The sequence below is a fragment of the Streptomyces sp. NBC_00385 genome, assembly GCF_035917155.1.
Classification (GTDB): domain Bacteria; phylum Actinomycetota; class Actinomycetes; order Streptomycetales; family Streptomycetaceae; genus Streptomyces; species Streptomyces poriferorum.
Genome location: NZ_CP107951.1, coordinates 5,760,867 through 5,774,372 on the forward strand (window position 1 = coordinate 5,760,867; position 13,506 = coordinate 5,774,372).

Annotated in this window: 14 protein-coding genes; 8 read left to right on the top strand and 6 right to left on the bottom strand. The window is 70.2% G+C overall.

The genetic code is table 11. The features are described 5' to 3' along the window. Window positions 1-67: 67 nt before the first annotated feature. Both OG959_RS25795 and OG959_RS25800 read left to right on the top strand, forming a co-directional pair. Window positions 68-646 (top strand): single-stranded DNA-binding protein, encoded by a 579-nt coding sequence (locus OG959_RS25795; protein WP_326662149.1) that lies wholly within the window; start codon window positions 68-70, stop codon window positions 644-646. 317 nt (window positions 647-963) lie between these two features. Continuing rightward, window positions 964-2,376, top strand: a complete 1,413-nt coding sequence (locus OG959_RS25800) for an LAETG motif-containing sortase-dependent surface protein (RefSeq protein ID WP_326662150.1) — start codon at window positions 964-966, stop codon at window positions 2,374-2,376. A gap of 175 nt (window positions 2,377-2,551) precedes the next feature. Here OG959_RS25800 and OG959_RS25805 read toward each other — a convergent pair whose 3' ends face one another. Further along, a complete protein-coding gene (locus OG959_RS25805) occupies window positions 2,552-3,130 on the bottom strand; it encodes a hypothetical protein (RefSeq protein ID WP_326662152.1) in 579 nt (192 codons plus the stop codon). Between the two features lie 210 nt (window positions 3,131-3,340). After that, window positions 3,341-4,177, bottom strand: coding sequence for a hypothetical protein (locus OG959_RS25810; protein ID WP_326662154.1), 837 nt, complete (start codon window positions 4,175-4,177; stop codon window positions 3,341-3,343). 270 nt (window positions 4,178-4,447) lie between these two features. Between OG959_RS25810 and OG959_RS25815 the strand changes: the two genes are divergently transcribed. The 5 genes from OG959_RS25815 to OG959_RS25835 all read left to right on the top strand — a co-directional run bounded on the left by OG959_RS25815 (window position 4,448) and on the right by OG959_RS25835 (window position 8,492). Next, on the top strand, window positions 4,448-4,843 hold the full coding sequence (locus OG959_RS25815) for a hypothetical protein (protein ID WP_326662156.1): 396 nt from the start codon (window positions 4,448-4,450) through the stop codon (window positions 4,841-4,843). Window positions 4,844-4,955: 112 nt separating this feature from the next. Continuing rightward, the gene (locus OG959_RS25820; protein ID WP_326662157.1) at window positions 4,956-5,468 is read left to right on the top strand and encodes a hypothetical protein; all 513 of its coding nucleotides are present in this window, start codon (window positions 4,956-4,958) and stop codon (window positions 5,466-5,468) included. A gap of 251 nt (window positions 5,469-5,719) precedes the next feature. Next, window positions 5,720-7,384 (top strand): energy-dependent translational throttle protein EttA, encoded by a 1,665-nt coding sequence (gene ettA, locus OG959_RS25825; RefSeq protein ID WP_326662158.1) that lies wholly within the window; start codon window positions 5,720-5,722, stop codon window positions 7,382-7,384. Between the two features lie 5 nt (window positions 7,385-7,389). After that, a complete protein-coding gene (locus OG959_RS25830; RefSeq protein WP_326662159.1) occupies window positions 7,390-7,812 on the top strand; it encodes an acyl-CoA thioesterase in 423 nt (140 codons plus the stop codon). Beyond that, complete coding sequence (locus OG959_RS25835) at window positions 7,809-8,492, top strand: hypothetical protein (protein WP_326662161.1); 684 nt, start codon at window positions 7,809-7,811, stop codon at window positions 8,490-8,492. Before OG959_RS25830 ends, OG959_RS25835 begins: the two co-directional genes overlap by 4 nt. A 28-nt stretch (window positions 8,493-8,520) precedes the next feature. On the opposite strand, the gene OG959_RS25840 is transcribed toward OG959_RS25835, so the two are convergent. Further along, window positions 8,521-9,570 carry a DUF2804 domain-containing protein gene (locus tag OG959_RS25840; RefSeq protein WP_326662164.1) on the bottom strand — a complete coding sequence of 350 codons (1,050 nt, stop codon included), beginning with the start codon at window positions 9,568-9,570 and terminating at the stop codon, window positions 8,521-8,523. Window positions 9,571-9,646: 76 nt separating this feature from the next. Continuing rightward, window positions 9,647-10,051, bottom strand: coding sequence for a globin (locus OG959_RS25845; protein ID WP_219572350.1), 405 nt, complete (start codon window positions 10,049-10,051; stop codon window positions 9,647-9,649). 208 nt (window positions 10,052-10,259) lie between these two features. Between OG959_RS25845 and OG959_RS25850 the strand changes: the two genes are divergently transcribed. Further along, window positions 10,260-11,357, top strand: a complete 1,098-nt coding sequence (locus OG959_RS25850; RefSeq protein WP_326662166.1) for an FAD-dependent oxidoreductase — start codon at window positions 10,260-10,262, stop codon at window positions 11,355-11,357. Here the strand turns inward: OG959_RS25850 and OG959_RS25855 are convergent. Beyond that, window positions 11,354-11,815, bottom strand: a complete 462-nt coding sequence (locus OG959_RS25855; RefSeq protein WP_326666607.1) for a MarR family winged helix-turn-helix transcriptional regulator — start codon at window positions 11,813-11,815, stop codon at window positions 11,354-11,356. The two genes, OG959_RS25850 and OG959_RS25855, sit on opposite strands and share 4 nt — an antisense overlap. A 214-nt stretch (window positions 11,816-12,029) precedes the next feature. Next, window positions 12,030-13,430 carry an FHA domain-containing protein gene (locus OG959_RS25860; protein ID WP_326662168.1) on the bottom strand — a complete coding sequence of 467 codons (1,401 nt, stop codon included), beginning with the start codon at window positions 13,428-13,430 and terminating at the stop codon, window positions 12,030-12,032. Window positions 13,431-13,506 lie beyond the last annotated feature (76 nt).

Sequence of the window (13,506 nt, forward strand, 5' to 3'; positions counted from 1 at the left end):
CCATGGGATCAGTGACCGGACGCAGGAGCGCGGTCACCGATATCCGGACCGAAGGGGAGGCGGAGTCATGAACGAGACCTTGGTGACGCTGGTGGGGAACGCGGCGACCGGTGTGGAGTTCCGGGAAACGGCGAGTGGAGGAATGGCGCGATTCCGGTTCGCGGTGACGCCGCGGCGGTGGGACCGGGAGAAGGAGCTCTGGACGGACGGGCACACCAGCTTCTACACGGTATGGGCCTGGCGCACCCTGGCGACGAATCTGACGGGTTCCGTGGCCGTGGGGGAACCGCTGGTGGTGCACGGCAGGCTGAAGGTGCGCGAGGAGGAACGGGAGGGGCAGCGCCGGACCTTCGTGGACATCGAGGCGGTGGCGGTGGGACACGATCTGACCCGGGGGACGTCGGCCTTCCGGCGTGTGGTCAGGGGCGAGCCGGGGCTGACGGCGCGGAACGGGGCGCGGAGAGCCGACGAGCCGGACCAGTGGGCCGTGCGGGACCGTCCGGCGGAGCGCGAACAGCCAGCGGACCGGGCGGAGCCGGGGGATACGGAGCATGAGCCGGCCGAGGCCGTCCGGGCGGAACGCCCGGTCACCAGGCGCCGGACGACACGTCAGAAGGCCGCTCCGGAACTGGTGTCGGCGCCCTGACCCGCCACCTGGTTCAGGCGACGAGGACCGCATTCCGGCCCGGCCTCTCTCGCCTGTCCTCTCGCCGGTTCCCTCTCGGTCTCCTCCCAGGTCCTCTCCCGGGGCGGGACGTTACCCGGCATAACGATTCCGATTCGGAATGGTTGTCAGACGGTATGACGGGGGACTGCGCTTCGCGCGGTCTTTAGGATTCCTCAGTACTCACAGGGCACTTGAGTCGGCTGGCGGGACATTCCCCACACGCGTAACGGACGCGAGGGTCTCGCCCGGAGGGGAATTCTGTGTTTTCTGCTTCTTCAGCGACCGCCTCGTCATCCATGACGACGGCCGAACCCCGACGGACCCGGGGCATAGCCCGGCTGGCCGCCTCCGTGGTGGCGACCGGCCTGGTCGTGGCGGGCGCACTCACCGGTGCGGGTAGCGCGGTCGCCGACGAGGCACCCCCGCACCAGGGCGGTGCGACCGCGACCCTGGACGGGCTGAAGACGTTCGACAGCGCGGTCCTCCACGCCGACGGCAAGAATCAGAAGCTGCCCGCAGGGCTCTTCGAGATGACGGTCGACGGCGGCGGCAAGTTCAAGACGTACTGCATCGACATCCACAACCCCACCCAGGACCAGGCGAAGTACCTGGAGACCCCCTGGAACCAGACCTCGCTCGGCACGAACAAGAACGCCGGCAGGATCCGCTGGATCCTGGAGCACTCCTACCCGAAGATCGACGACCTCCAGGCACTCGCCAAGGAGGCCGGCACGGGCCCGCTCACCGAGCGGACCGCGGCGGCCGGCACCCAGGTCGCCATCTGGCGCTACTCGGACAACGCCGACGTGACGGCATCCGATGTCCAGGCGGAGAAGCTCGCCGACTGGCTGCAGGGCTCCGCCACCGACACCGCCGAGCCCAAGGCGTCTCTCGCCCTGGACCCGGCCGCGGTGTCCGGTAACTCCGGCAGGCGCGTCGGCCCCGTCACCGTCCGTACCAACGCCGGGCAGGTCTCGGTGACACCGCCCGCGGACTCCGCCAGCGGCGTCAGGATCACGGACAAGAAGGGGAAGGCCGTCACCACGGCCACCAACGGCTCCCAGCTCTACTTCGACATCCCGGCAGGCGCCTCCGACGGCTCCGCCTCCCTGACGGTCCAGGCCACCACGTCGGTCCCCGTCGGCCGGGCCTTCGCCGGCGCCACCAAGAGCCAGACGCAGATCCTGGCCGGCTCCAGCGAGTCCACGGTCTCCGCGAGCGCCACCGCGACCTGGGCCGGCAAGGGCGCGATCCCCGCGGTCACCGCGAAGAAGAACTGCGCCAAGGGCGGCGTGGACGTCACCACGAGCAACACGGGCGACGAAGCCTTCACGTACGAACTGGCCGGGGCACAGCACACCGTCGAGCCCGGCAAGTCCGAGACGGTGACCGTGCCGGTCGCCGAGGACCAGGCGTACGACGTCACGGTCACCGGACCGGGTGGGTTCAGCCGCACGTTCAAGGGCGTCCTGGACTGCAAGACCACCGGCAGCGGCACCGACGGCCTCACCACCCAGACCGCCGAACAGCCCACCACGACCACCGCCACCGCCGGCGGCAGCACGGCGGCCGCCGAAGGCAACCTGGCCGAGACCGGCAGCTCCAACGCCACCCCGGTCATCGCGGGCATCGCGATCGCCCTGGTGGTCATCGGCGGCGGCTCGGTCTTCTTCCTGCGCCGCCGCAAGGACCAGTCCGCCGGCGAGTAACGAGCACCCGCCGAAGGACCAGTCCGCCGGCGAGTAACGAGCACACCCGCCAGGCGCACGGCACCATGCCCTGACCACGGCCCCGGTACGGCTTCGGCCGGCCGGGGCCGTGGCGTGTTCGGGCCGGAGTCCCGCGGTGCGCGAGCGGGGCCGCGGCCCGCGCGGTACGAGGTCGCTAGGAGCCGGCCGGAGGACGACCCTCCGGGCCCGGCCCCACTCCCAGATCCGCTCGCATGACATTGCGCATGCGGTCCCACCGTTCCCAGAGCAGCGGGAAGTCGGTTGCCCGGATCTCCTCGAAGGAGCCATCGGCGTCCGGGTGTCCTTCCGCCAGAGACATGATCCGGCGGTACACCTCCGACAGCGCCGCGGTCATGCCGTCCAGCTCGCCCAGTACCGTCCCGGACACGATCAGCTGGGCCTCGGCGAACGTCGAATGATGGTCGCGTCTCGCCTGCTCGACAGCCTCTCGTCCCTCCGGGGTCGCCTGCCCCCTGTCGAAGTCCCAGAGGAAGTCCATCAGACGTGTCCGGTAGAGACGGAAGGCCGCGTTGACCGTCACGTAGCAGTCACGTCGGCGGATGAGCTCCGAAACCTGCTGCTCGCGAAGCCATTGGGCGTGAGCCGCTCGTTGCTCACGATCGAACTGTTCCGCCTGGACGCGTGCGACCACTCGTTGTGCGAGAAGCGGCGAGAGCAGGGTGCCGGTTACGCCGACTGTCGCAACGACGAGCGCAAGCGTGGTGCTGCCCATGATGTCCCCCCAGAAGACGGCCCGGACTCCGCTGCCATCCTGCCCGGGGGCGTTCCCTGCATTCGGGTCTACCGACCGGGTGGCGGCTCCGGACCCGCGCTGACTCTCGCCACGACGATTCTCAGGACCACTGAGGGGGCGGCTCGCTCGGCCCCTGGACACTCCCTCGGGCCTCACCGGCGTCCGTCGAGCGCGTTCGTGAACGGGAGCTCACGGACGCTCGAAATACTGGAGCACCCCTCCGGCGGAGAAACACAGTGCTCCCGTGAGGGTGCCCCAGTTGGCGATGTCGCCGTTCAAGACGCTCGCCGTGGCAGGGCGGGTGAAGTCGGCCAGTGCCGCGACCATGAAGAGCACGGACCCGAGTTGGTTGACCGCGACGATCCACCAGCCGAGATCGCGGGGCCGGATTCCCGGCCGGCCGTGGCAGACCTCCACCAGGGCCAGATGCCCCGAGACGAGGAACAGGGTGCACCCGACCAGGTCAGGGGCCCAGATCAGCCGGTTCACTTGCTGCACCGAGAGGCCTTGCAACAGGGAGCTCAGCAAGTTGATGCCGAACACAAGCGTGCCCACGAACAGCAGGAAGGTACTCAGCCAGTCGATCCGGCCGGGCTCGTAGCTCCACCAACTCCATCGCCGCGCGGCAAGTGCCCCGGCTCCGTTGTCCTGGCGAGGGGCGTTGACCGCCTGGAGAAGCGACGCGTAGCCGCCCGTGTTGAAGAACAGGCCGCCGGCGAAGTAGATCCAGGCTCCCGTCGCATCACCTGCGCCGAACTGCGCGACAGCGGCCCCGAAGGCGAAGAGGCCCCCACCCACCGCGAACGCACTCGCCGCGATGGCATTCAGCCTGCGGAGACGACTGACCGACGCGCTGTCCGCCCTACGGGAGCGGGGTTCGCGATCGCCGGCCGCCCGCACGGTGAGCAGCCCGCGCTTGCGCGCCCGCCGCGACTCCCAGACCGCGGTGCCGCCGTCACCGAGGCGCCATGTCAGCCGCGTCGTGAACGGCCCCGCACCCTCGGCGGTCCTCTCGATTCGACTCACCGCTCGACCCTAGCCGTTTGGTAACTAAATGCCCGCATATGGCTCGTGCGTAGCAGGTGTGTGTGAAGGGCTACTTGCGACGCTCTCCGAGCGCGTTCCCTCGGGTGCCGCGTCCCGGCGCCCGCGCAAGGGGGAGCCGGCTGTCGTCGAGTGAGACCTCAGTCGCCCCGCGCCCGGTCGGCTGCATCCGTCGGTGCGGCCGGGGCATCTCCACCTCAGCGGCTCCAATACTTCGTGGCGCAGGTATGACACGCCCACTACGGTGGCCCGATGAACGGACGGGCGCGACTGCTTTCGCGGGCCTGCACCACTGGCTGGGGCGACTGGATCCACGGGGAGTTGTGGCTGCTGCCGTCCTCCTTGGTCCGTCGGCGGCTCGGGTTCATGGCCACCGTGGCGAACGGCAAGGGGCCGACGGTGGTCTGGCCGTTGCCGGAAGCCGACGTGACCGAGGCCGCCGTCGCGCGGATTCGGGCGGAGCACCGGACCAACACGGTGCTGCCTCTGGCCGACATCGCCTCCGCCCGCATTCACCGTGGTTTTGCCTCCGCCCGAGTCAGCCTGCGTATGAAGGACGGGGCGCATCACAAGTTGCTCTGGCCGTGCGCAGACCCCGCATACGACGTGCTCGTGGATGTGCTCGCTCCCTGGCTCCGGCGCCCATGAGGTGGGTTGTTCGTGGTGCCACGCGCCGCCGACGGTCGAACTGGGTGACCGCGTGCCGCGCCCGACGGTCTTGGCCCTGTCGTCCGGCAGGCAGACACGGCGGAGGGGCAGGATGACGGGTGTTCTCCAGTTCAGCTGGGAGCTGGGCGGCTCGGGGTGGGCCACATGCCGAATTGCCGACGGCGGTTCGGAGCAGAAGTGCTCCGTCAGCTACTGCACCGACGCTCTGTCCGACCTGCTGCACGCGGTGGCAGGCCTCTACGGAACCGCAACCGACCAGCGCGTCTCCTTCGACCTCGAACCGGCCGAGGAGAGGTGGCGGCTCCGGCGTCGGGGGATGGACGTACACATCGCCATCTATCGGTTCCCGGACCTGAACCAGAGCTGGGACGCGCCTGACGCGGAGGGCGCCCTCTCCTGGACCTCCACGCAACCCCGCCGAGTGTTCGCCCACGCAGTGACGGAGGCTGCCGCGGGGGTGCTGGGGCTTCACGGCGAAGTCGCCTATCGAGAGAAGTGGGTCCAGCACCCGTTCCCTGTCGCAGCTCTACATGATCTTCGGCGGCTGCACCTTCGGGACGACCAGTGTCTCCACGAGGACTGTCGGGCCGACCGTGACTCCTGATGCCGTCTGCTGGTGAGACCAGGCTCGGTGAATGGTCTACGGCCACCGAGTGATCGTTCCCGGGCCGTCCCTGGGCTGCGCGACGGTGCTCAACAGCGGTTGGCGGCGACAGTCAGTGACAGATCACCTACAAGCGCGGGCAGACATACGGCCAGGTCAGGCCCACCCACCGATACGGGTTTCCGTCAAGAGGTAGCAGTCAGGCAAGATGGGGTGTATCTGCCCACTCATCGATTGCCGGACGGTTTCTCTTGGCTGAGTACATCTACACGATGCGCAAGACACGCAAGGCGCACGGCGACAAGGTCATCCTTGACGACGTGACGCTGAGCTTCCTGCCCGGCGCGAAGATCGGTGTGGTGGGTCCCAACGGTGCCGGTAAGTCCACGGTGCTGAAGATCATGGCGGGGCTGGAGCAGCCGTCGAACGGTGATGCCTTCCTGTCGCCCGGGTTCAGCGTGGGCATCCTCATGCAGGAGCCCCACCTCGACGAGTCGAAGACCGTGCTGGAGAACGTCCAGGACGGCGCCGCCGAGATCATGGGCAAGCTGAAGCGGTTCAACGAGGTCGCCGAGCTCATGGCGACGGACTACTCCGACGCGCTCATGGACGAGATGGGCAAGCTGCAGGAGGACCTGGACCACGCCAACGCGTGGGACCTGGACGCCCAGCTGGAGCAGGCCATGGACGCGCTGGGCTGCCCGCCCGGTGACTGGCCCGTCACGAACCTGTCCGGTGGTGAGAAGCGCCGCGTCGCGCTCTGCAAGCTCCTCATCGAGGCGCCCGACCTCCTGCTGCTCGACGAGCCCACCAACCACCTCGACGCCGAGTCGGTGAACTGGCTGGAGCAGCACCTCTCGAAGTACGCGGGCGCCGTGGTCGCCGTCACCCACGACCGGTACTTCCTGAACAACGTCGCCGAGTGGATCCTCGAGCTCGACCGCGGCCGCGCCATCCCGTACGAGGGCAACTACTCCACGTACCTGGAGAAGAAGGCCACCCGCCTCAAGGTCGAGGGCCGCAAGGACGAGAAGCGGCAGAAGCGGCTCAAGGAAGAGCTGGAGTGGGTGCGGTCGAACGCCAAGGGGCGCCAGACCAAGTCCAAGGCCCGTCTCGCCCGGTACGAGGAGATGGCGGCCGAGGCGGACAAGATGCGGAAGCTGGACTTCGAGGAGATCCAGATTCCGCCGGGCCCGCGGCTCGGTTCCATCGTCGTCGAGGTCGAGAACCTCTCGAAGGCCTTCGGCGACAAGGTCCTCATCGACGACCTGTCGTTCACGCTGCCGCGCAACGGCATCGTCGGCATCATCGGTCCGAACGGTGCGGGCAAGACCACGCTGTTCAAGATGATCCAGGGCCTGGAGGCGCCGGACACCGGTTCCATCAAGGTCGGCGACACGGTCAAGATCAGTTACGTCGACCAGAGCCGCGCCAACATCGATCCGAAGAAGACGCTGTGGGCGGTCGTCTCGGACGAGCTGGACTACATCAATGTCGGTCAGGTCGAGATGCCCTCGCGCGCGTACGTCAGCGCCTTCGGCTTCAAGGGTCCGGACCAGCAGAAGCCGGCCGGTGTGCTCTCCGGTGGTGAGCGCAACCGCCTCAACCTGGCGCTGACGCTCAAGGAGGGCGGCAACCTGCTGCTCCTCGACGAGCCCACCAACGACCTCGACGTCGAGACCCTGTCCTCGCTCGAGAACGCGCTGCTGGAGTTCCCGGGTGCGGCCGTGGTCATCTCCCACGACCGTTGGTTCCTGGACCGGGTCGCCACCCACATCCTCGCCTACGAGGGCGAGTCCAAGTGGTACTGGTTCGAGGGCAACTTCGAGTCGTACGAGAAGAACAAGGTCGAGCGTCTCGGTGCCGACGCGGCCCGTCCGCACCGTGCCACGTACAAGAAGCTCACGCGAGGCTGATCGTCTTGGCTCGTCATATCTACAGCTGCCCGCTGCGCTGGTCGGACATGGATGCCTTCGGGCACGTCAACAACGTGGTCTTCCTCCGCTACCTGGAGGAGGCGCGCATCGACTTCATGTTCCGGCTGGCGCCGGGGGACGGCTCGCCGTCCTTCGCCGGGGGCTCCGTCGTGGCCCGGCACGAGATCGACTACGTGCGCCCGCTGGTCCACCGGCACGCGCCGGTGACCGTCGAGTCGTGGGTCACGAAGATAGGTGCCGCCTCGCTCACGATCGCGTACGAGATCAAGGACCCGGAGCAGGTGTACGTACGGGCGTCGACCATCGTCGTCCCGTACAACCTGGCCGAGGAGCGGCCCCGGCGGATCTCCGCGGAGGAGAAGCTCTTCCTCCAGGAGTACCTGGCCGAGGAGCCCGCGGCGGCATGACCGTGTCCGTGCAGTCGTTGCAGTTCGCCGATACGAGGGAGGCCGCGGATCTCGCGGCCTTCCTCGGCCGGCTGCTCCACTACGACCGTGCCGCGGCCGTACGACTGCAGGCGGGCGGCGGCGCGCTGGCGGTGTTCGGCCGGCCGCCTTCGTTCGAGGTTCTGGCGATCCGGGCCGTGCGGCTGATGGACTCGTACGACTTCGACGTGACCGTGTCCGCCGGTGAGCTCCTCGAATCGCTGGAGGAGTCGACCCGCTCCGGCGCGCTGCCCCCACCGGTGACGGGGCCGCCCTGGACCGGTGTGCTGCCTCCGCGCGGCGGCTGGCAGGAGCAGCCGGGGCTGCCAGGTCCCGTCGCTCTGGGTGCGGCAGTGAGCGAGGCCGTCGCCGAGTTCCGTACGCGGGACGGGGCACTGCCCGAGGAACGGCGCACGCGGACGGAGCGGGACCTCATCGGGCGGGACATCTGGTCGCGGACCGTCGGCGGCACGGAGCTTCCGCTGCGCGCCGTGCACGCGGCACAGGCACTCGGTTTCCTGCGTGCCGCCCCGGACTTCCCCGTGGCCCTGCTGGCGACGGGCGCCTGGCTGCGGCTGCGTACCCCTTACGGGTCCGTCGCCCTGCGGCGGGCGGGCGCGGCGGGGGGCCTGGGGACGCTCGCCGTCTCCGTAGGCGGGTAGGGCGGTAGGGACCCCGCAGGAACGCGCTTCACCAGCGCATGTGGACGTCCTCGGCCCAGCCCAGCAGGCGTTCCACCGTGATGTCGGTGCCGTCGTCGGTGCGGATACGGCCGTCGTAGTGGCCGAAGCACTGGTCGGTGCGGTTGTCGATCAGGCCGGTCTCCGTGCGCGTCGACCGGTTGTGGAACGGGGTGAACGTCAGGTCCACCTGGCCGGACGACGGCGTACGGATGGTCCAGGGCGCGAGGCGGTCGGCCGGCGACCACCGCCAGTCCAGCTCCTCACCGATCTTGGTCAGCCGGCCGTCCACGCAGAGCCCGTTCTCGGTGGAGCCCGTGCCCGCCGTCCAGCGCCCGCCGAACTGCAGGCCCACCGTGTGGCCGCCGGTGCGTCCGGACGCGGCTCCCCAGTTCCAGTCGACCGTGCGCGGCCAGCGGCCGCGGCCGTGGTCCAGGACGGCCCAGGTGTCGTCCCCGTCGAACTCCAGGTACTCGGTGCCGATCCGGACCCGGCCCGACGCGGGGAGGGCGGTGTGCTTGGAGGTGTACTGGAAGCGGCGCTCGCTCCACGGCACGACGACGGAGAGCGACTCGTGCTCCGGAGGCCGGGCGACCAGGAGGTCGACCTCCAGCGGAAGCCGGTCCGGGGTCAGGCAGCGGGCCCTCAGCCGGGTGCCGGCGTTCTCGTCGCGGATCTCGACCCGCACCTTGCCGCCGGACGGCCGCCCGGGCCCCACCACCACGTCCCGGGAGCCCGGGGCACCCGCGACGGTGTCGGGGAGCTCGACGCCGAAGCCGCCGGGGATGATCGCCGTACGTTCCAGTTCGAGTCCGCCCGGTGCGTATTCGAGCAGGTAGACGGTGTTCAGGGCGAGGAAGTCGAGATCGCTGACGGTCAGCGCCACCAGGTGGGTGGGCGTCGTCACGCACCAGTACTCCCACCGCTTCGTCCGGCCCCAGCCGCGCAGATTGGCGCGATGAAGAGGCGTCCGGGACCAGCCGACCGCAGCCGGGTTCAGGCCTCCATGGGGCAGGCAGAGGTCGACCGGCTCGGTGATCTCGCGTTCGGACGTCGTCATGCGCGGATCCTATAAGGGGCTCGGCCGGGCGGGCCGGTGAGCTGGAGCGCCGGATTCGGCTCGCCTTCGGCCGCGGTCAGCCCTCGGTGTTCACCATCGACGCGGCCGCGTACGTGAGGTAGTCCCACAGCTGGCGCTCGTGCTCCGGGGCCAGGCCGAGTTCGTCCAGCGCCACCCGCATGTGGCTCAGCCAGGCGTCGTGCGCGGCGCGGTCCACCCGGAACGGCACGTGCCGCATCCGCAGCCGGGGGTGCCCGCGCTCCTCGCTGTAGGTGCGGGGACCGCCCCAGTACTGCATCAGGAAGAGCGTGAACCGCTCCTCGGCCGGACCCAGATCCTCCTCCGGGTACATCGGCCGCAGCAGCGGGTCACCGGCCACGCCCTGGTAGAAGCGGTGGACCAGGCGCCGGAAGGTGTCCTCGCCGCCGACCGCCTCGTAGAAGGTCAGCTCCTGCAGCGTGTCGCGCGGATTCTCAGTCACCCGTCCATGGTCGCAGACGCGTCGGCCGGGCAGGGGCCCCCGGGGCATGGATCACGCCAGCCGTGGCCCCGTCGGGAGGCGGTGGCGGTGATGGCCAGATCCTTTCGTTGAAGTTCGCTACACGAACTACTATGGTTCGTGTAGCGAATGATTAATGTGGCCATCGGGAGTGGGGTAAATGATGAGCGAAAATGCGGGGGGCGGGAACGTGAATCGTACGGTCGTGGTCATCGGCGGCGGGTACGGCGGTGCGGCGGTCGCGAAGGCGCTCGACGAGGAGGCCGACGTCGTCCTCATCGATCCCAAGGACGCGTTCGTGCATGCGGCGGGGTCACTCCGCGCGCTGGTCCGGCCCGACTGGGCGGACAACATCTTCTTCCCCTACGACACCCTCCTGAGTCGCGGCACCGTCCGCCGCGAGCGTGCCGCCGCAGTGGATCCCGGCGGGGTCACCCTTGCCTCCGGGGAGCGGATAGCGGCCGCCTATCTGGTGCTCGCCACCGGTTCCGACTACCCGTTCCCCGCCAAGATGGACACCGACCTCTCCGGCGAGGCGCTGCGGCGTATCCACGAGGCGCACGCCGAACTCGCCGCCGCCGGGCGGGTCCTGATCGCCGGGGCCGGCCCGGTCGGGCTGGAGCTGTCCGGTGAGATCAAGGCGGTCTGGCCGGACAAGCACGTGACCGTCACCGACCCCGCCGGCCAACTGGTGCCGGGCTTCCTGCCGGAGTTCCGCGAGGAACTGCACCGCCAGCTGGACGCGCTCGGTGTGGAGCTGCGGCTGGGCACCGCGCTGGCCGAGCAGCCGCCGGCCGAACCCGGCCGGGCCAAGGCCTTCACCGTGGCCACGGCCGACGGCGGCGAGATCTCCGCCGACATCTGGTTCCGCTGCTACGGCGTGCGCACCAACGGCGACTACCTCGCCGACGGCCGGGTCGCCGTCCGCACCCCGCAGGGCCGGGTCCGGGTCACCGAGGCGCTCAACGTCGAGGGCCACTACCACATCTACGCCCTCGGGGACATCACGGACGTGGCCGAGGCCAAGATGGCCGGCTACGCGATGAAGCACGCCGAGGTGGTCGCGGCGAACGTCCTCGCCCGGCTGCGCGGCGAGCGGCCCACGGCCACCTACCGGCCGTCCCCCGTTCCCTCGGCCCTGCTCCCGCTCGGCCCCGGCGGCGGGGTGGGGCAGGTGCCGTCACCCGACGGGCCGGTCATCCTGCCGGCGGCGGCGGTCAGCGAGTACAAGGGCGCGGATCTGTTCGTCGGCCGGTTCGCCGAACTGTTCGGGGTGACGCGCGGCTAAGGGCTGAGGGGGGCGGGCGGGGTGCTCTCGTCCGACTCCATGAAGACCACCGGCACCTTGTTGCTCAGCACCAGCCGGCCGAGCAGCGCCGCGAGTTGCTCGCGGTCGGCCTCGTCGAGACCCGCCGACAGGGTGTCCACCCGCCGGCAGGTCTCGGCGTAGAACGCGTCAGCCAGCGCGTCGCCCGCCGGGGTCAGGGCGACCCGGACGGCGCGGCCGTCCTCGGGGTCGGGTTCGCGGCGCACCAGACCGCGCTGGACGCTGCGGTCCACCAGGCCGGTGAGGCTGGACTTCGCCAGCCCCAGCATCGCGCCGAGCTCCCTCATCCCGTACGGCTGCACCATCAGCACGCACAGCAGTTGGCCCTGCTGTGCGGTGATTCCGTGTTCGCGGCCGGAATCGGCGTACACGGCATTCACCAGGAACGAGGAGCGCACCAATGCGGTGACGATCCCCATCTGTCCGTGCTCTGCCTTTCGCATTCCCTCAGAATACGGCAGGTGCTGGTGGCGGGGCCTCGCCGGGAGCCCTGACATTCGTGGTGCGAACTATGTGCGCGGCCGCCCTGAGAGTGACGGCCGGTGCGGACAGCACAACGGCCGGCAGGGGACAGCACCACGGCCGGCGACGGGGTGGTCACCCCCTCGCCGGCCGTCGTGTGCGTCCGAGCGGTCAGTCCCGGCGGATCGTGATCGTCGTCCACGCTCCGACGTGCACCTGGTCGCCGTCCTGGAGCGGTACGGGGACGTAGGGCTGGATCGGGTCCTCGGCGCCGTTCAGCGTCGTGCCGTTCGTCGAGTTCTGGTCGACGACGGCCCAGCTGCTGTCCGGCTGCTGCACCAGCACCGCGTGCTGGTGCGAGACGCCCGGGTCCTCCGGAGGCACGGACAGATCGATGTCCGGGGACTCGCCCGTGCTGTGCCGGCGGCGGCCGATGGTGATCTGGTTGCCGGTGAGCGGCAGCTGCTGCTCCGGGGAGTACGCCGGGAGGTTGAGCCCGGTGGCCTCGGGGCCGCTGCGCTGCATCATCGCCAGGAAGTACTCACGGTCGGGCGCGATGACCGCGGTCCAGTTCATGGACAGAGGAGCCTGACCCTGACCTTGGCCGGGACCCTGGCCGGGGTTTTGACCCTGACCCTGACCCTGGCCAGGGCCCTGGTTCTGGCCCGGTCCCTGGTTCTGCTGCCCCGGGTACGGCGGCTGCTGCATCGGCGTCTGCGGACCCTGGGCCTGCGAGGGCGGGGACAGCAGCCAGTCGTCACCGCCGGTCTGCGGCGGGGCCGGCGGTCCGGGCTGCTCGAAGACCGGGGGAGCCGTCTGCTGGAAGGCCGGCGGCGCGCTCTGCTGCTGCTGGAACGGCGGCGGGGGCGAGCCCTGCGGTGAGTTCTGCTGCTGGAACGGCGGCGGGGGTGAACCCTGCGGTGAGTTCTGCTGCTGGGCGTGCTGCTGGCCCTGGGGGAACCCCTGCGGGCCGCCCTGCTGCCCCTGCTGCTGGAACGGCGGCGGAGGCGGCGGGCCACCCTGCTGCTGTCCTGGGTGCTGCCCCTGCTGCTGTCCCTGCTGCTGGAACGGGTGAGGGGGCTGCTGACCCGGTCCCGGAGGGCCGGGCCGGCCCGGGCCCGAGGAGAGCGGCTCGGCCGACCGGTTGATCTGTGAGGGGCGCGAGCTCTGGTACTCGAACGGATCGCGGGGCTCACGCGGCTGCGGCGGGCCGGGCGGCTGCTGGGCCTGGAAGCCGGGCGGCAGATTGAGCCCGGGGACCGGACCGGCCGGCGCGCCGTGCTGCGGAGCCAGCGGCGTGTACGACGTGGCCGTGTTCGTGAGGAAGTTCCAGCGGCACTCCTCGCAGAACGGGGCCATGGCCTCGCGCGGGGTGCGGCACTGGGGGCAGAGCTCGGCATGCTGGGTCGCATCGGGGCCGGAACCCTGCGGATATCCGTAGCCGGGCGCGGGTGGCGGGGGAGGCGGCGGGGGAACGGCGCCCGCAGGCGCGCCCGCCCCGGCCATGCGGTGGCCGCAGACCTCGCACCAGTCCTCGGAACCCGACTGGTGTCCGTTCGGGCAGGTCGGCATGTCGGCGCTTCCCCCTCTCCTCGTCCGGCCCGTGGGCCGTCATTCTTCTTGCGTCGCCGCCCGGCGGACCTGACCG